The organism is Bradyrhizobium erythrophlei, from assembly GCF_900129505.1.
Lineage (GTDB): Bacteria > Pseudomonadota > Alphaproteobacteria > Rhizobiales > Xanthobacteraceae > Bradyrhizobium > Bradyrhizobium erythrophlei_D.
The window spans coordinates 8,641,020-8,656,677 of sequence record NZ_LT670818.1 but is presented as its reverse complement, the minus strand read 5'-3'; the positions used below and the strand labels follow the sequence as shown (position 1 = coordinate 8,656,677).

15 protein-coding genes and 2 pseudogenes are annotated in these 15,658 nt (G+C 56.7%); 15 read left to right on the top strand and 2 right to left on the bottom strand.

Going from position 1 to position 15,658, the window contains the following annotated elements; genetic code table 11:
- The first annotated feature begins 150 nt into the window (after positions 1 to 150).
- The 14 genes from B5525_RS40965 (at position 151) to B5525_RS40900 (ending at position 13,261) form a co-directional block, all read left to right on the top strand.
- A complete protein-coding gene (locus tag B5525_RS40965) occupies positions 151 to 1,935 on the top strand; it encodes a hypothetical protein (protein ID WP_079571985.1) in 1,785 nt (594 codons plus the stop codon).
- Positions 1,936 to 2,209: 274 nt separating this feature from the next.
- Positions 2,210 to 3,214, top strand: coding sequence for a glycosyltransferase family 2 protein (locus B5525_RS40960; protein WP_079571983.1), 1,005 nt, complete (start codon positions 2,210 to 2,212; stop codon positions 3,212 to 3,214).
- Between the two features lie 43 nt (positions 3,215 to 3,257).
- The gene (locus tag B5525_RS40955; RefSeq protein ID WP_079571982.1) at positions 3,258 to 4,145 is read left to right on the top strand and encodes a class I SAM-dependent methyltransferase; all 888 of its coding nucleotides are present in this window, start codon (positions 3,258 to 3,260) and stop codon (positions 4,143 to 4,145) included.
- Positions 4,145 to 4,582, top strand: coding sequence for a GtrA family protein (locus B5525_RS40950; protein ID WP_079571980.1), 438 nt, complete (start codon positions 4,145 to 4,147; stop codon positions 4,580 to 4,582). Before B5525_RS40955 ends, B5525_RS40950 begins: the two co-directional genes overlap by 1 nt.
- A 12-nt stretch (positions 4,583 to 4,594) precedes the next feature.
- Positions 4,595 to 5,551, top strand: a complete 957-nt coding sequence (locus B5525_RS40945) for an NAD-dependent epimerase/dehydratase family protein (protein ID WP_079571979.1) — start codon at positions 4,595 to 4,597, stop codon at positions 5,549 to 5,551.
- Entirely contained in the window at positions 5,548 to 6,843 is a 1,296-nt protein-coding gene (locus B5525_RS40940) for a nucleotide sugar dehydrogenase (RefSeq protein ID WP_079571977.1), read from the top strand. Before B5525_RS40945 ends, B5525_RS40940 begins: the two co-directional genes overlap by 4 nt.
- Positions 6,840 to 7,709 carry an SDR family NAD(P)-dependent oxidoreductase gene (locus B5525_RS40935; RefSeq protein ID WP_079571975.1) on the top strand — a complete coding sequence of 290 codons (870 nt, stop codon included), beginning with the start codon at positions 6,840 to 6,842 and terminating at the stop codon, positions 7,707 to 7,709. Before B5525_RS40940 ends, B5525_RS40935 begins: the two co-directional genes overlap by 4 nt.
- Positions 7,694 to 8,707 (top strand): Gfo/Idh/MocA family protein, encoded by a 1,014-nt coding sequence (locus tag B5525_RS40930; RefSeq protein WP_079571974.1) that lies wholly within the window; start codon positions 7,694 to 7,696, stop codon positions 8,705 to 8,707. Before B5525_RS40935 ends, B5525_RS40930 begins: the two co-directional genes overlap by 16 nt.
- Positions 8,691 to 9,671, top strand: coding sequence for a galactokinase (locus B5525_RS40925; RefSeq protein ID WP_079571972.1), 981 nt, complete (start codon positions 8,691 to 8,693; stop codon positions 9,669 to 9,671). The genes B5525_RS40930 and B5525_RS40925 overlap by 17 nt, the downstream gene beginning before the upstream one ends.
- Positions 9,668 to 10,372, top strand: coding sequence for a nucleotidyltransferase family protein (locus tag B5525_RS40920; RefSeq protein ID WP_197687890.1), 705 nt, complete (start codon positions 9,668 to 9,670; stop codon positions 10,370 to 10,372). Before B5525_RS40925 ends, B5525_RS40920 begins: the two co-directional genes overlap by 4 nt.
- A complete protein-coding gene (locus B5525_RS40915) occupies positions 10,372 to 10,989 on the top strand; it encodes an SIS domain-containing protein (protein WP_079571970.1) in 618 nt (205 codons plus the stop codon). Before B5525_RS40920 ends, B5525_RS40915 begins: the two co-directional genes overlap by 1 nt.
- Before the next feature lie 2 nt (positions 10,990 to 10,991).
- Positions 10,992 to 11,534: a D-glycero-alpha-D-manno-heptose-1,7-bisphosphate 7-phosphatase gene (locus tag B5525_RS40910; RefSeq protein ID WP_197687889.1), complete on the top strand. Its 543-nt coding sequence runs from the start codon at positions 10,992 to 10,994 to the stop codon at positions 11,532 to 11,534.
- A 55-nt stretch (positions 11,535 to 11,589) separates the two neighbouring features.
- Positions 11,590 to 12,237 carry a transaldolase gene (locus B5525_RS40905; protein WP_244568128.1) on the top strand — a complete coding sequence of 216 codons (648 nt, stop codon included), beginning with the start codon at positions 11,590 to 11,592 and terminating at the stop codon, positions 12,235 to 12,237.
- Between the two features lie 184 nt (positions 12,238 to 12,421).
- Positions 12,422 to 13,261, top strand: coding sequence for a class I SAM-dependent methyltransferase (locus B5525_RS40900; RefSeq protein ID WP_244567752.1), 840 nt, complete (start codon positions 12,422 to 12,424; stop codon positions 13,259 to 13,261).
- Positions 13,262 to 13,489: 228 nt separating this feature from the next.
- Here B5525_RS40900 and B5525_RS40895 read toward each other — a convergent pair.
- Both B5525_RS40895 and B5525_RS40890 read right to left on the bottom strand, forming a co-directional pair.
- A pseudogene (locus tag B5525_RS40895) lies at positions 13,490 to 13,732 on the bottom strand (integrase core domain-containing protein); the annotation flags it as partial.
- A gap of 64 nt (positions 13,733 to 13,796) precedes the next feature.
- A pseudogene (locus B5525_RS40890) lies at positions 13,797 to 14,499 on the bottom strand (transposase); the annotation flags it as partial.
- 193 nt (positions 14,500 to 14,692) lie between these two features.
- Between B5525_RS40890 and B5525_RS40885 the strand changes: the two are divergent.
- Positions 14,693 to 15,634, top strand: a complete 942-nt coding sequence (locus tag B5525_RS40885; RefSeq protein ID WP_172900079.1) for an NAD-dependent epimerase/dehydratase family protein — start codon at positions 14,693 to 14,695, stop codon at positions 15,632 to 15,634.
- The last annotated feature ends 24 nt before the right edge of the window (positions 15,635 to 15,658 follow it).

Below are 15,658 nucleotides of genomic sequence, written 5' to 3'. Positions count from 1 at the left end.
GCGCGCGACCCAATTGAGTGACGGACTTTCCGTTATCTCTTTTTCGAAAATCCCGAGATCCGTGAGGTGATCGTCAGGCATGAGTTTCTCGAGAGAGCTATAGAAGCTCTTGCACCGTACTCCTGGAGTTCAGCTAGAACGCGAAACATTATGATTTTTGTGCAGAACGTCACAGTCATTCTCTCGACCCTATTACTTTTTACTCTTTGCGGATGGTGCGTGGTCGCACCGTTCGGACGTCAAATCGCCTTCCCGGCTGCATGCGCAGCGTTTTCGGGGCTGCTGCTGTTGCCGTGCGCGGCGTTGGCAATCCACGTTATTCTGATGATGACCTACTGGAAGGCGACGTTGGTCGCTGGTGGAGCTCTATTATCAGTGAGTCTGTTGGCTGTTTACGTTTTTGGTCGTCAGGATATGGTGAGCGGATTGCCTTGTCTCGTTGTCGCCGCCATCGCTCTCAGTGTATGTGCAACGTTGACTGTGACACGCACGGATCTGTTCTTTGGTGGTCCAGCTTTGCTTTACGCCAATGGAACTGATCAGCTCGGCTATGCGAATATTGCCGATTGGATTCGTATGCATGTAACAAATACGGCCCTCACCCATCCTCCGGAGGATATCTATGGGAGCTATCCTGATTACTTGTTCACACGGGATCCGAGGTTCGGAAGTTTTTCGCTTCTAGCGTTAGTTTCGGTGATATCGGGCCGATCCGCGGCGTTCGCCTATGATCTGACCTGTGCAATTGCCCTTACCGCTGCCTCTATTGGTGTGAGTGCCGTCTTTAGCCGAACTCGTGCGGTTTTTTTGCTGCTTGCGGCTGCGTTGTTTGTCAGCGTATGGTTCGACTTCGGGCTGATTGGCTATCTCGGAAAAATCGTGGGATTCCCGGCCACCATATTGGTGGTAGCGATGTTTTTTGCGCTCTGTCGCTTGATTTCAGTCGAGGAGGAATTTCCTCTCGCTGCACTTGGCGCGCTTGTTGCGTGCGTGATTTGCACGGTCCTTATGTTCAACGCGCAGCTAACAGCAGTTGCGCTCGGCGTCTTCGGGTCGTGCTTTCTCGTGACGCGCCTCGTTTGGGAACAGCGTGACGCGTTGATGGTTAGTCAAACTGCACGATGCTCGATGATACTTGCCGCGCTTATCGTCATAGCAGTCGTGTCGAGCGGGGTCGTCGCTCGACCACTCTACACGGGCTTCATTCCCATGAGTCTGGATTGGAAAATCCTAGCGGACTGGGCGATGCAGATCGCAGGACCATTGGGAACAACGGGACCGGTTTTGCTCGTCGGTCCCATGAGGATCATTTTTACTACGGTTTTTGTGTGCATCTGTATCTCTGCGATCATCTGGAAATCGCCGGGGGCGACTGCTCTGGTTCTGGGTTCAGCTACGATGGCCGGTATGCTGTACGCCTTCGATGAGCGGTGGCGGTTCTACGAAATCTCACTGCTTTTCGTTGCCACACCTATATGCGCAGTGGCCGTTCTCTTAAATGAGGAATTGTTTCTCGCCGGGCGCGTCCGATTTTGGATCTTTTTTGCTGTGTTATTGCTCACGCCGGTCGGCTTTGGCCTGCCGCGTTTCGTGAACGGATTGTCCTCTCTTGGCGGAGATTCGACTCCGCCGCTCTATCGTTTTTCGCTGGAAGAAACCGATCGGATGGCGGACGTTGTTGCGAGCGGAGCGGTCATTGATGTGGGAGAGGCGCCCCAATTTAATATCTTTCTGGTGGTCGAACTTGGACGGCGCGGAATCCCCTTTCAAGTTTCGGAAAAATCGTGGCGAACTTTCATGGGGTACCGGCCGTGGCCTATTCCGCACTATGACAAGCCTATGCCAATCTCGATCGTGCTGCGGTCCGAGGCTAATTCGGCCGCACCCGGGCTGCTCATGCGGACCACACAATTCGACGTCATGCGTCGGCCCTGATTGGGTTCGTTAGCCGGCGATGGCCAAGGCTGACTGTAGGGCAATTCGATCCATCTAACGGGTTCAAGAATACCTTGATTCACTTCCGGCATCCATCTAGAGGAGCGGCTAAGGCAATCGCGTCCAGTTGGCTTTCGGATCCCTGACCGCCCGTGGCGATGTCAGTTGGAGGCGAATGTCTTCCGAGTGCGGTTCACACGAGACGAGGATGGTCTCCTTGCTGAGGGAGCGCGTGTTTTCGTCTTTTGGGGTCATGCTACCAAGGGATTAGGTGATGAGCGTTTTGCACCCGCCGAAGCCAGATTCTTCTTTGAATGTTGCCTTGTCGATTGTCGTTCCAGTCTACAAGGAGGCCGGTAATATTCGGCCGTTCCTCGCGCGTTCTGAGGCCGTGATGGCCAGGATGGGCATCAGCTACGAGATCATTTTCGCGCTTGATCCGTCTCCGGACGATACTGAGGCGGTGATCCTGAAGGAGATCGACCGTAACCCTGCCGTTAAGTTGATCCTGTTTTCCCGCCGATTCGGTCAGCCCGCCGCGACGATGGCGGGGATCCTGAACTGCACGGGAGAAAAATGCGTTGTGATTGATGTTGATCTCCAGGATCAGCCGGAACTCATCGAACAGCTCTACAAAAAGATGGCCGAAGGCTACGAGGTTGTCTATGCGATGCGTTCTTCGCGCCAGGGGGAAACGCTCATCAAAAAGGCAGTTTCCTATTTTGGTTATTCCGTCATCAATCGCCTGAGCGACGTTCAGATTCCACGCAATACCGGCGACTTCCGGATCATGTCGCGCCGGGTCATCGAAGAGCTGCGACGGCTCTCCGAAACCCATGGGTTCCTGCGTGGCATGGTTGCGTTTGTGGGATTCAAGCAGGCGGCGGTGCTGTACAGCAGGGACGCGAGGCTGACGGGTAGTGGCAATTATAACCGGCTGATAGGATCGCTCCGGATTGGCATTAATGGGCTGGTCGGCTTCAGCAGTCGTCCGCTGCAGCTGATGTCGATGGGTGGCTTCATGGTCGCTGCAATCAGTTTTGCGATTGGATTATGGTATGTAATTCAAAAGCTTATGGGGATCGATCTAACGCCAGGCCTGCCCACAACCGTGCTTGTTGTTTCCTTCTTTTCAGGGGTACAATTGCTGGCTCTTGGCGTGGTGGGCGAGTATATCGGTCGGATTTACGATGAAACCAAGCGCAGGCCGATGTATATCGTCGACAGGAAAGTAAACTTTTCCGATCTTGTCGACCAGTCGTCGAGCAGCCTTAAGTAGGGCACGCCTAACGGCCTATCCGAGAGTGCGATTGCCAGTGACGATGAAAGACATGATGTTTCCTCCTGTGTCGGTCGGGGAAGATTCTCCGATCTGGAACGGGGGCGCCTTTGTCCGCTCAGGTAAAACGATGCGGGTACTCGCATACGAGGTCGGCGAATCGGGCTGGTCCGACGAACTGACCGAACTTCATGAAAGCGCCACGGAATCGGGCACTCACTTCATTGATGTGGCCTCACGCGATCACGCAATCAACGAACTCAAGCGGGCGCTGGGCGGAAGGCCGGCCTCTATTATGGAGGTTGGGTGTTCTGCCGGTCACCTGCTCGCCGATATGCGCCGCAGCCTGCCTCATGCGACACTGATAGGTGGGGACTACACTCTTGGAACCCTTGTGAAACTAGGGGAGCAGATGCCGGACATTCCCCTGGTTCGTTTCAATCTCGCTGATAGTCCGTTGCCCTCGGATACCTATGACGCAATGGTTCTCCTCAATGTCCTTGAGCACATTGAAGACGACGTCGCCGCGACCGGACATATCGCGCGCATGCTAAAGCCGGGCGGTGTCGCGGTCATTGAGGTCCCAGCCGGTCCTGAATTGTTCGACGACTATGATCGGCAGCTGCAGCATTTTCGCCGCTATACTCTGCCCGGCTTGTGCAAGCTGATCGAAGGCGCCGGTCTCAAGGTCGAACGCCGAAATTATCTTGGCGCGCTGATCTATCCGGCCTTCTATCTTGCGAAAAAGCTGTCGCAAAGCAGTCCGAAGCCAGCGGCAGAACGCGAAAAGCATGTGACCAACGCGATCGGCGCTACATCTCGTCTTAATCCGATCGGTCATGCAATTATGGCCGTTGAAGAGGCGATGGCGCGCGCGGTCACGTTTCCCCGCGGGATTCGTTGCGTGGTCACGGCCAGAAAGCCCTCGTGATGCAATCGGGATTTGCCGAGGAGTTCCGGCGGCTGATGCGTTTTTCCACCGTGGGTGCGATGGCAACGGTCGTTCATGTTGGAATCGCGATGGTCTTGGTTGCAGTTGCAGGCGCGAATCCGACAGTCGCCGCAATGGTCGGCTTTGCCGCCGCATTCCTGGTGTCTTATCTCGGTCATTTCCGGTTCACGTTTGTGGTCTCGGGACGCTATCGCGATTATCTGCTGAAATTTGCCGTCAGTTCGCTGGCGGCGTTTCTGCTCAGCACGACTGCGGTGTGGGTGGCGACCGCGGTCCTTGGTATCGACTATAAACCATCGTTGGTCGCACTCGCGATTATTGCGCCTCTCTGCAATTACTTCGCGAACAGGTTCTGGGTGTTTCTCCAGCCTGAGGGCAGCTCCAGCCGCCAGCTTGAACTCATCACCCCCGAATAAGGACATTTGTGTATGCAATGTTTCGTTACCGGGGCCGCCGGCTTCATCGGCAGCAGTCTGGTCGATCGGCTTCTTGCAACTGGCCACAGCGTCGTCGGCTACGACAATTTTTCCACCGGCCAGCGCCGCTTCCTCGAAGGCGCGTCCAAGTCGTCACAATTCAAACTTGTCGAGGCTGACCTGCTGAACACCGAGGTGCTGCGATCCGCGATCGCGGGCAGCGACATAGTCTTTCATCTCGCGGCTAACGCTGATGTCCGCTTCGGTACGCATCATCCGTTCAAGGATATCGAACAGAACACTATTGCGACTTACAATGTGCTGGAAGCTATGCGGGCCCACGGTATCAAGAGGATAGCGTTTTCTTCGACCGGCTCAGTCTATGGCGAAGCGACGGTTTTTCCGACGCCCGAGAATGCGCCGTTCCCGGTGCAGACCTCGCTGTATGGCAACTCCAAGGTCGCAGCCGAAGGTCTGATTTCGTCCTATTGCGAAGGCTTTGGCTTTCAGGGCTTCATCTTCCGCTTCGTCTCGATTTTGGGAGAGCGCTACACCCACGGCCACGTCTTCGATTTCTATCAGAAGCTGCTGGCAAATCCGTTGCGGCTCGAGGTACTCGGCAATGGCAAGCAACGCAAATCCTATCTCTATATTCAGGACTGTATCGACGCGATTATGATCGCGATCGAGCGGGCGACCGATCGTGTCAATATCTTCAATCTTGGCCAAGATGAATATTGCGAAGTCAATCAGTCGATCGGCTGGATTTGCCAGCGGCTGCAGCTGGAACCCAGGCTAGAATACACCGGCGGTGAGCGCGGCTGGATCGGCGACAACCCGTTTATCTTTCTGGATTGCAGACGGATCCGCGCGCTTGGCTGGACGCCGAAGCTGTCGATTCAGAAGGGCGTTATGACGACGCTGGAATATCTGATAGCGAATCCTTGGGTGGTCGAGGCGCGGACATGACCGTTTGCGTCTATGGCTTGTGGCATCTCGGCACCGTGACGGCCGCGTGCCTCGCGTCGCGAGGCGTTGCGACGGTTGGTCTTGCGGAGACACTGGCGGCGGCGGCCGAGCTCAATGCCGGCAAGGCGCCATTGTTCGAGCCCGGCCTCGACGCTTTGCTGGCGCAAGGCCTGCAGGCTGGCACGCTCAGCTTCACCCATGACATTGCTGCAGCTGTGTCTTTGGCGGATCTGCTCTGGGTCAATTTCGATACGCCGGTCGACGACGACGATGTCGCCGATGTCGGCTATGTGCTTGACCGGGTGCGCGGCACCTTTCCACATCTAAAAGACGGCGCGGTCGTCCTGATTTCCTCGCAGGTGCCGGTCGGCAGCACGGGACTGCTGGAGCATGATTTCGCGGCGGTCGCAAAAGGGCGAAAGGTTTCCTTCGCCTATTCTCCGGAAAATCTCCGGCTCGGCGATGCCATTCGGGTGTTCACGCAGTCGGAGCGCATCGTGATCGGCGTTCGCAGCGACGATGCGCGCAAGGTGATCGAGCCGGTGCTGAAACCGTTCTGCGACACCCTGCTGTGGACCCGCGTCGAGTCGGCAGAGATGGTGAAGCACGCGCTCAATTCCTATCTGGCGACCTGCGTCACCTTCACCAACGAGATCGCCACGATTTGCGAAAGCGTCTCGGCCGACATGAGCGAAGTCGAGACTGCGCTTCGGCTCGATCCCCGGATTGGCAAGAAAGCCTATGTCCGCGCAGGCTCGGCGTTTGGCGGCGGCACGCTGGCGCGCGACGTGCAATTCCTAAAGTCCATCGCCAAAGACGGCGACGTTCGCGTTCCCGTGCTGGCGGCAGTGCTGGAAAGCAACGACCATCACAAGGGATGGGTGGTTCGTCATTTGCGCCGGCAACTCCGGGCGCTCGCTGGCAAGAAGGTCGGCGTTCTTGGCCTTGCCTACAAGGCCGGGACTGATGCCATCAGGCGCTCCGTCGCGATCGAAGTCATCGAGGAGCTGGTGGCCGAGGGCGCCGACGTAACCGTTTTTGATCCGAAAGTGGCAGCGCTGCCCGAGCCATTGAGCTCGGCGGTTACGATCGCCAGCTCGGCCAACGCGGTTTTCAAAGGCAGCGAGGCGGTGGTGTTGGCCACCGAGTGGCCGCAGTTTCGCGAGCTCGACTTCGCAGCGCTGATCCCCAGCATGAAACGGACAATGCTGATTGATCAGAACGCGTTTGTATCAAAGCAATTGGCCGACCTATCTGGGCTGGATTACATCGTCGCGGGCAAGGTGCAATGAAGCTAGAGGGTCGCTTTGCGCTAATTACCGGCGCCAGCCAGGGGCTAGGGGCGGAGATTGCGCGTCACTACGTGACAAATGGTGCCAGCGTGTTGCTGTGCGCACGCAGCCCCGACAAGCTCGGCGAACAACAGCAGGCGCTAGCGCCGCTGCTTGCGCCAGATGCGCGTGTCGTGACTGTCGTTGGCGATGTGGGCGAGGCGAAGGATGTCGACCGGATATTCGAAAAGCTCCAAGCGGAATTCCCCCGCCTGGATATTCTCGTCAACAACGCCGGCATCTACGGCCCGATGGGCAATATCGAGGACGTCGACTGGGACGAGTGGGTCGATGCCATCAGGATCAATCTGCTTGGCCTCGTCTATGTCTCGCGCGTAGCGGTGCCGATGATGCGTGCGCAGCACTATGGCAAGATCATCAATATTTCCGGAGGCGGAGCAGCGAACCCGATGCCGGCCATCACCGCCTATGCGGCATCGAAGGCGGGGGTCGTGCGGTTCACCGAGTCACTGGCGCTCGAATGCAAGAATGATCGCATCGACGTCAACGCGATCGCTCCTGGCGCGATGGTCACTCACATGATGGACCAGCTTCTCGAAGCCGGACCGGAGAAGGTCGGGCAGCAATTTTTCGACCGAATGAAAAAGATTGCCGATGAAGGCGGCACCCCGCTTGACGTTGGCGCCGCACTTTGCGTCTTTCTGGGATCGTCCGAGAGCGACGGCATCACGGGCAAGCTGATCGCCGCGCAATGGGATCGCTGGGAAGACTGGCCGAAGCATCTGGAAGAGCTCAACGCCAGTGACGTCTACACATTGCGGCGGATTACCGGACGCGACCGGAACAAGCAATGGGGCGACCGGTGAGCAGTGGAGCGGGAGTAGCGATTGTTGGTTGCGGACTGATCGGCCAGAAGCGCGCAAAGGCGCTCGGCAGCGCGCGTCTGTTGGTCTGTGCCGACATCGCGCAGGACCGGGCCGATCGGTTGGCGGCCTCGGTTACGGGCTGCAAGGCCCTGACGGACTGGAAGGTGGCGGTCAACGATCCGTCCGTCTCCATTGTCATCATATCGACCTTGCACGACACGCTTGCGGAAATCGCCCACGGCGCCGTGGCGGCCGGCAAGCATGTTCTAATCGAAAAGCCGGCGGCGCGCCGCGCGGCCGAGCTTGCGGGGCTCGCCGAAGCGGCTGCCGCCAATGGCAGCCTCGTCCGGGTCGGCTTCAATCACCGCTACCATCGCGCCCTGCAGAAGGCGCATAACCTTGTGACCTCAGGCGCGCTCGGCCCCCTGATGTTTCTGCGTGCACGCTACGGCCATGGCGGGCGGGTGGGCTATGATCGTGAATGGCGGTCCGACCCGGCCAAATCGGGCGGCGGCGAGTTGATCGATCAGGGGCCGCATCTGATCGATCTGTCGCGCTGGTTTCTTGGGGATTTTGCCCAAATCGATGGTTTCGCGACGACCTATTTCTGGGATATGCCAGTCGATGACAACGGCTTCCTGCTGTTGAAGACGGCTTCCAGGCAAGTCGCTTTTCTTCACGCCAGCTGCACCGAATGGAAAAATACATTCTCGTTCGAAATCTACGGCCGCAACGGCAAGATCGATATCAACGGGCTTGGCGGCAGCTATGGCACCGAGCGGCTGACGTACTATAAGATGCTCCCGGAAATGGGTCCGCCTGAAACAACAACGTGGGAGTATCCGATGGCGGATAATTCGTGGGATACGGAATTTGCGGAATTTCTGGAAGATATCCGGCTGAAGCGCTCGCCGTCCGCCGGCCTGCGTGACGCCATCGAGGCGCTGACCATCATCGAAAAAATCTACAGGATGTCCGGATATGATCACCACTCGTAGTCCCCTGCGTATCAGCCTTGGTGGCGGAGGAACCGATCTGCCGTCGTACTATCGTGAACACGGCGGCTTCCTGATCGCGGGAGCCATCAACAAGTACGTCTACGTCAACGTCATGCGGCCGTTCACGGAGGGGATCTATCTCAAATACTCCCAGCTTGAACATGTCAATGCGATTGATGAGGTGCAGCATCCGATCATCCGCGAAGCGATCAGTATGCTCGGCTTCAGGACGCCGCAGGTCGAAATCACCACGCTCGCGGATATTCCCTCGGGTACAGGACTTGGCTCATCCGGCAGCTTCACCACGGCGCTCTTGAAAGCGCTTTACGTTCACCGAATGCGTCAGATCGAGCCAAAGGAGCTCGCAAAACTCGCGTGCGAAATTGAGATTGATCGGTTGGGTGAGCCGATTGGCAAGCAGGATCAATACATCGCTGCGTGCGGTGGGCTCACCTGCTTTACGTTCAACCCAGATGACACGGTAGATGTCACGCCGCTTGCCATTTCAATGGATACCAAGTTTGACCTCGAAGACAATCTGTTGCTGTTCTTCACGGGTTTCTCGCGAAGCGCCGGCTCCATTCTGAAGGATCAAAACACCAAAACGAAAAGCAGCGACAAGGAGATGATCGCTAACCTGCATTTCGTCAAGGAACTTGGACTGAAAAGCAAAATGCTTCTTGAGTCCGGCAAGACCATGGATTTCGGCGCACTGATGCACGAGCACTGGGAGCACAAAAAGCGCCGTTCAGGCGGGATGAGCAACCCCCAGATCGATCAGTGGTACGATATCGGCATGAAAAGCGGCGCCTTAGGCGGAAAGCTGGTAGGCGCGGGTGGCGGCGGTTTCCTACTCTTCTATGCCAATGATCGGAACAAACTACGCCACGCCATGGCCGCGGCCGGGCTTGAGGAGGTCCGCTTCGCCTTCGATTTCGAGGGCACGAAGGTGCTTTTCTCGTGAAGCTGTCGGTGGCCATTCTTGCGGGAGGCCTGGCCACGCGACTTCATCCCTTGACTGAAACTATTCCTAAGGCACTGGTCGAAGTGGCGGGTAAGCCCTTCATTTTGCGACAACTCGACTATTTGCGAAGACAGGGCGTCAGCCGGGCTGTGCTGTGCGTGGGCTTTCTGGGAGAGCAGATCGAGGCCGTGGTCGGCGACGGTTCAAACAGCGGTCTGACCGTGTCTTATTCGCAAGACTGGCCGATGCTTATGGGGACCGGTGGCGCGCTGAGGCAAGCGCTGCCGCTTCTGGACTCCCAGTTCTTGGTCCTGTATGGAGATTCCTATCTTCCCGTCGATTTTTCGGCCGTGGAACGGGCATTTTTTGCAAGCGGCAAACCAGCGCTCATGACAGTGCAGCGCAACGAGGACCGATGGGACAAGAGCAACGTTCTGTTTCGGGGTGGCGCCATCCTAGAGTACAATAAGTCGGCGCCTAAGCCCGACATGCAATACATCGATTATGGCCTCGGAGCCATCTCGGCTCAGATCCTGCAGGACGAAAAAACGACCGGGCCATTCGATCTGGCCGACGTCTATAATCGACTGTCGCTATCGGGACGACTAGCTGGCTACGAGGTGCACGAGCGATTTTACGAGATCGGCTCACACAAGGGCCTCGCCGAAGCTGCGGACTATTTTAGAGGAAGGGGAGAGTGATGGGGTACGCTGAACAGCACATGCGTGAATCGGCTCAGATCATTGAGAAGATGGATCTGGCTCCGGTCGAAAAAATGGCGGACCTGCTCGCCCAGGTGAAGGCGGATGGTGGGCGCATCTTCTTCCTTGGCGTCGGCGGCAGCGCCGGCAATTGCTCGCATGCGGTTAACGATTTTCGAAAGATCGTCGGTATAGAATGCTATGCACCGACCGACAATGTGTCGGAACTAACGGCCCGTACCAACGACGACGGCTGGGCTTCGATCTTCGTGGAATGGCTCAAGATCAGCAAGCTGCTGGCTAAAGACGCAGTTTTTATCTTCTCGGTAGGCGGCGGCAACCTCGAGAAAAATATCAGCCCGAATTTGGTTACCGCGCTGCAATTTGCGAAGTCTGTGGGGGCCAAAGTTATGGGCGTGGTCGGGCGTGACGGCGGTTATACGGCCCAGGTTGCCGACGCGTGCGTCATTGTGCCGACCGTCAATCCGGACAACGTCACGCCGCATTCCGAGGCATTCCAGGCGGTCGTGTGGCATCTGCTGGTGTCGCATCCAAAACTGAAAGCCAATCAGACGAAGTGGGAATCGGCGGTCGCGACCGCGAGCACTGTGAGATGAGAATGAGGGCGATCTTTCTTGATCGTGACGGCGTGCTGAATCGTCCGGTGATTCGCGAGGGTAAGTCTTACCCTCCAGCGCGGGTTGAGGATGTCGAGGTCTATGCAGGGCTGCACGAACGACTTCAGCGTCTGAAAGAGCGTGGGTTCGTCCTGATCGTCGTCACTAACCAGCCCGATGTGGCGCGCGGTACGACGCCTAGGGAAACAGTTGAAGGCATCAACGGCCTGATTGCGCGCGAGATTCCGGCGATCGATCGCTTCATGGTTTGTTTCCACGACAACAATGACGGCTGTGATTGCAGGAAACCACGGCCGGGAATGCTAATCGCGGGCGCCGCCGAGTACGATGTCGATCTGGAGCGCAGCTACATGGTTGGCGACCGGCGCAGTGATATCGAGGCAGGTATCGCCGCGGGCAGTCGGACGATCTTCATCGACCGTGCCTACCGAGAACCGCCGCCCACCCAATACGACTACAGAGTTTCTTCGACACTTGAAGCTCTGACAATCATAGAGAGCGAGAGCGAACATGAAAAAAGTTGAAGACCTCAGCGTCAAGATCTTCGCCGACGGCGCCGACAAGGCGGGCATGTTGGAGATGTATGCAAAGCCATTCGTAAAAGGTCTGACGACCAATCCGACCTTGATGCGCAAGGCAGGGATCACCGACTACAAGGCCTTCGCGCTCGATATTCTGAAAGCCATTCCGGACAGACCGATATCGCTCGAAGTATTCTCTGACGAGTTCGCGGACATGGAGCGTCAGGCGCTAGAGATCGCGAGCTGGGGCAAGAATGTCTACGTCAAGATCCCTGTGATGAATACCAAGCGCCAAACCAGCTACAAACTGATCGAAAAGCTGGCCGCCAAGAAGGTCAAGCTGAACGTGACGGCGTTGATGACGTTGACCCAGGTTCGTGACGTCGTGTCCGCGCTCGATCCGAATGTGCCGAGCTATGTTTCGGTGTTCGCGGGTCGGGTCGCCGATACGGGTCTGGATCCGCTGCCGATGATGGCCGCCGCCGTAGAACTTCTGAGGGTGGCGCCGGCGTCAGAGCTTATTTGGGCGAGCCCCCGCGAGCTGTTGAATATATTTCACGCGGATTCGATCGGATGTCAGGTCATTACCGTAACGAACGATATTTTGAAGAAGCTTTCTTTGGTGGGCAAGAATCTCGACGACTATTCACTGGAGACAGTGAAGATGTTCGCCGAGGACGCGATCGCCGCGGGTTTCGAGCTTTGATTGCCTGACGCCAGGGTGAACATCCGTCTGTGCGCTTGATCCAGTCCGGCCTTGACGGATAATTGTCTGAATTGTGAAGATAAAAGACGTTCGATCTATCGTCGAAAACAACTCACTGTAGTGGCCCGAATGGACTTAACGTGTTAGGATTTTGCATGCAGTTTAACATACGGAGCTGGCGGGCGTGCGAAGGTTCTTCTTAAAGGAAGCTAGGTCGATTGATACGAGCGGGTCGCGGACCTATTCGCGGCCGGCGTATGGCGCCGCCGTTGAGACGGTCAAGGCGGTCTCGCACATCGTGCCGTCGGGCCAAACTCAATGGTATCCGCCGGTGCTGATTGGTGCGCAAACGGTTGAGGCTCACTTGTTTAGCCAAAATTACGTTGAGCGCGGTATCGAGCTGATGCGCCGTCTGACGCCCGACGATTACACGGCATTTCTGATTCAGTTTTTTTCTGATGGGTTAAGCCGCTTCGGAAGAAATTGGCGCTACGCGGACATAGTGACCGTGTTGTCATGTCTTGCCGACTTGCTCGCGCCAAAGCGTTACCTCGAGATTGGGGTGCGCCGCGGTCGCAGCGTTGCAGCTGTCGTTTCAGCGAACCCCGAATGTGAGCTGGTCATGTTCGATATGTGGGTCGAGGGCTACGCTGGGATGGAAAATCCGGGTCCGGATTTCGTCAGGCAAGAGCTCAAGCGCATCGGGCATTGTGGCGATATGAAGTTTATTGATGGCGATAGCCACGTTACTGTGCCCCTGTACTTTGCTCGCAATCCTGGCGAAAGCTTTGACCTCATTACTGTCGACGGTGATCACACTCTAGAGGGAGCTGTTCAAGATCTTTGCGACGTCCTGCCGCGACTCAAAATCGGGGGAGCGATCGTTTTTGATGATGTTTGTCATCCCATACATCCCGAACTCGGAAAGGTATGGCACGAGGTCGTAGCTTCGGATCCAAGATACTCAGCTTTCACTTATGCGGATTGCGGGTACGGAGTTGGTTGTGCGGTGAGGAAATATTGATAGTCGCCTTGGCGTTTCGACTCAGAATAAGCAGCTGCAAGTCCAGATCGGATGGCGAAGTTTCTAGCCGTTCCCTCGCTTTTCTAGAGCTAGGAATCGATGTCCACCCAAAAGTCAACGTCGTTGATCCCGCGAAAATTATTTGAATGTTTAAGAGTACTTCATTGAAGACTCTCCATCGTATCGCTTTACAAAAGCAACCCCCATCGGAATAGGTTCGGTCCGGACTTAGATCGACGGTACGAGATTGCCGAGACCGCTATGAGGTCTCACCGTATTGTAATCGTCCTTCCAGACTGCCAAGTCTTCGCGGGCATGGGCAAGGGACGTGAACAGCGTCTCGTTGAGGCATTCGTCCTGCAGCCGGCCGTTGAAGCTCGCGACGAAGGCATTTTGTTGCGGCTTTCCGGGCGCGATGTAGTGCCATGCGATGCCGTGCTCCTGTGACCAGCGCAGCATCGCCACGCTGGTGACGACGAAGCGAAAGTCAAGGTCGAAAGCGATCCTACTTTGCCTTGTGGTGGGTCTCGGTTTAGCCGCGCAGAACAGTCAGGTTGTCGATGGCGCGTAGCGTGCGGATGTCGTCGTCGAATTTTCTCGCGAGAGGCTTGGTACCGGACAGACCGAAGATGTAGTCGAAGCCGTTGCCGCACCACGTCATCTTCTCCGCCCTGGCATAGTGCCCGTCGCCACGGAACGTAATTCGCGTCTTGCCACGTCCCAATGTGCCGTATCACGCGGCGAAGATGGGCGCGCACCTCGCCAGCGCCTGGGGTTGTTGCCGGTGCAGCACGACCGCCACGGAGCGCGACGAATGCCGGCTCAGTTATCCGTCCATGTGTCGGCAAAAGTGCAGGTCAGGCGGATCACGTTGCGCAGGCGCGGAGCGTTCTACAGGCTCGACAGCGTCCGTGGGAACACAGAACGCGACCCGTATCCGGCAGTCGTCCGAAGGCCGGCTTGAATGCGGGATCGGACCGCAGGTGATTGAGGTCGTCGGCATCCTCGTCGCCGCAGCAGATTGCGAACATGCGCGCGCAGAAATATCGACAGGCTAAGCAACGACCCTAGTCGGGATAGCGGAGCGGTCCGGGAACACCAAGGCCAAATTGTCGGCCAAACCTAGACGCCGGTCAGCCATCCCGCCCGGTTGGAGGTCAAACGAGCGTCATCCGGGGCGGCTGTTTCCTGCCGTGAACCGCTGGAAACGAGAATGGCAGCATCGTATCATCGGTCATGGTGGGTGTGGCGTTTTGCGGTGGAAAACGATGGGGTTGGCTTCGCAAACCGAATCCTACGCCGCATCAGCACTTTACACCACCTCGCCAGCCTGTCAGGCGCCCTCTGGCGAATAAGACGGGCTAATTGTTGGAGTATTGAGCGGTAAACTAGCGGGTGCCGTTTTCCGACTTGCTTAAGGGAATGTCGAATATGGATGTCAAGTTGGAATCCCCCGTCGCGTGGGTGACTGGGGCTACGAGTTTTCTTGGTCGTTACGTCGCAAGGCAGTTAAATCGCGATGGTTTCAAGGTTACGGGGTTTTCGCGTCGGCCTATTGCGCTGGCGTCAGCCGTCGAATGGGGGTTTGCAGCGATCGAAGTCGGAGATTTCGAGCCTCAAATGCTTAAGAGGGCTCATCGGCGTTTCGGCGCGCCCGCTGTAGTTTTCCATGCAATTGGCAGCGGCTCGGTGGGCCAGGCTGCCGACAATCCGACAGCGGATTACGAGCGCACATTTGGATCGGCCGAGCTATTGACCGAAGTGTTGGGCCAGCTTTGCCCAGCGACGCGACTTATATATCCTTCGAGCGCGGCAGTTTATGGAATGGTGTCCGAGGGAGCAATCTCCGAGAGCGCACCCGTTAATCCGATCTCCGAATACGGCAAGACCAAGATGCTAACGGAAGACATGTGTCGCGAGCGGGCGCAAATTTACGGAATGCAATTGATCGTTGCGAGATTTTTTTCCGTATATGGTCCATGGCAGAAGAAATTACTTCTGTGGGATATTGCGCAACGTTTGTTATCCGGGCAATCAGCTATAACGCTTGGAGGGACGGGCAGTGAGAGCCGAGATTTCATTCATGTGGTCGACGCAGCTACCATGGTGGTAACACTTGCACAATGCGAGACGGCGTTGGGAACATTCAACATTGGGACTGGCCGCGCGACGCCCACAATGGTTCTCGCGTCAAAATTGGTTTCCGCAATGGAATCTAATGCCGAGATTTCGTTTACCGGAATATCTAGACCTGGAGATCCGATGCATCAACAGGCGGACGTTCGACGGCTCTCTGAATTCGGCCAGATTGCCCGGGTATCTCTTGACCAAGGTCTAGCTGACTATGCGTATTGGATCCGCCATGGAGGCTAGCCGTGAGCTGCGTGCTAGGAATTG

What these genes read in the sequence shown, in the direction of transcription:
- B5525_RS40965 (WP_079571985.1), top strand. Translation starts at nt 151, where the DNA reads ATGATTTTTGTGCAGAACGTCACAGTCATTCTCTCGACCCTATTACTT.
- B5525_RS40960 (WP_079571983.1), top strand. Translation starts at nt 2,210, where the DNA reads ATGAGCGTTTTGCACCCGCCGAAGCCAGATTCTTCTTTGAATGTTGCC.
- B5525_RS40955 (WP_079571982.1), top strand. Translation starts at nt 3,258, where the DNA reads ATGAAAGACATGATGTTTCCTCCTGTGTCGGTCGGGGAAGATTCTCCG.
- B5525_RS40950 (WP_079571980.1), top strand. Translation starts at nt 4,145, where the DNA reads ATGCAATCGGGATTTGCCGAGGAGTTCCGGCGGCTGATGCGTTTTTCC.
- B5525_RS40945 (WP_079571979.1), top strand. Translation starts at nt 4,595, where the DNA reads ATGCAATGTTTCGTTACCGGGGCCGCCGGCTTCATCGGCAGCAGTCTG.
- B5525_RS40940 (WP_079571977.1), top strand. Translation starts at nt 5,548, where the DNA reads ATGACCGTTTGCGTCTATGGCTTGTGGCATCTCGGCACCGTGACGGCC.
- B5525_RS40935 (WP_079571975.1), top strand. Translation starts at nt 6,840, where the DNA reads ATGAAGCTAGAGGGTCGCTTTGCGCTAATTACCGGCGCCAGCCAGGGG.
- B5525_RS40930 (WP_079571974.1), top strand. Translation starts at nt 7,694, where the DNA reads ATGGGGCGACCGGTGAGCAGTGGAGCGGGAGTAGCGATTGTTGGTTGC.
- B5525_RS40925 (WP_079571972.1), top strand. Translation starts at nt 8,691, where the DNA reads ATGATCACCACTCGTAGTCCCCTGCGTATCAGCCTTGGTGGCGGAGGA.
- B5525_RS40915 (WP_079571970.1), top strand. Translation starts at nt 10,372, where the DNA reads ATGGGGTACGCTGAACAGCACATGCGTGAATCGGCTCAGATCATTGAG.
- B5525_RS40910 (WP_197687889.1), top strand. Translation starts at nt 10,992, where the DNA reads ATGAGGGCGATCTTTCTTGATCGTGACGGCGTGCTGAATCGTCCGGTG.
- B5525_RS40905 (WP_244568128.1), top strand. Translation starts at nt 11,590, where the DNA reads ATGTATGCAAAGCCATTCGTAAAAGGTCTGACGACCAATCCGACCTTG.
- B5525_RS40885 (WP_172900079.1), top strand. Translation starts at nt 14,693, where the DNA reads ATGGATGTCAAGTTGGAATCCCCCGTCGCGTGGGTGACTGGGGCTACG.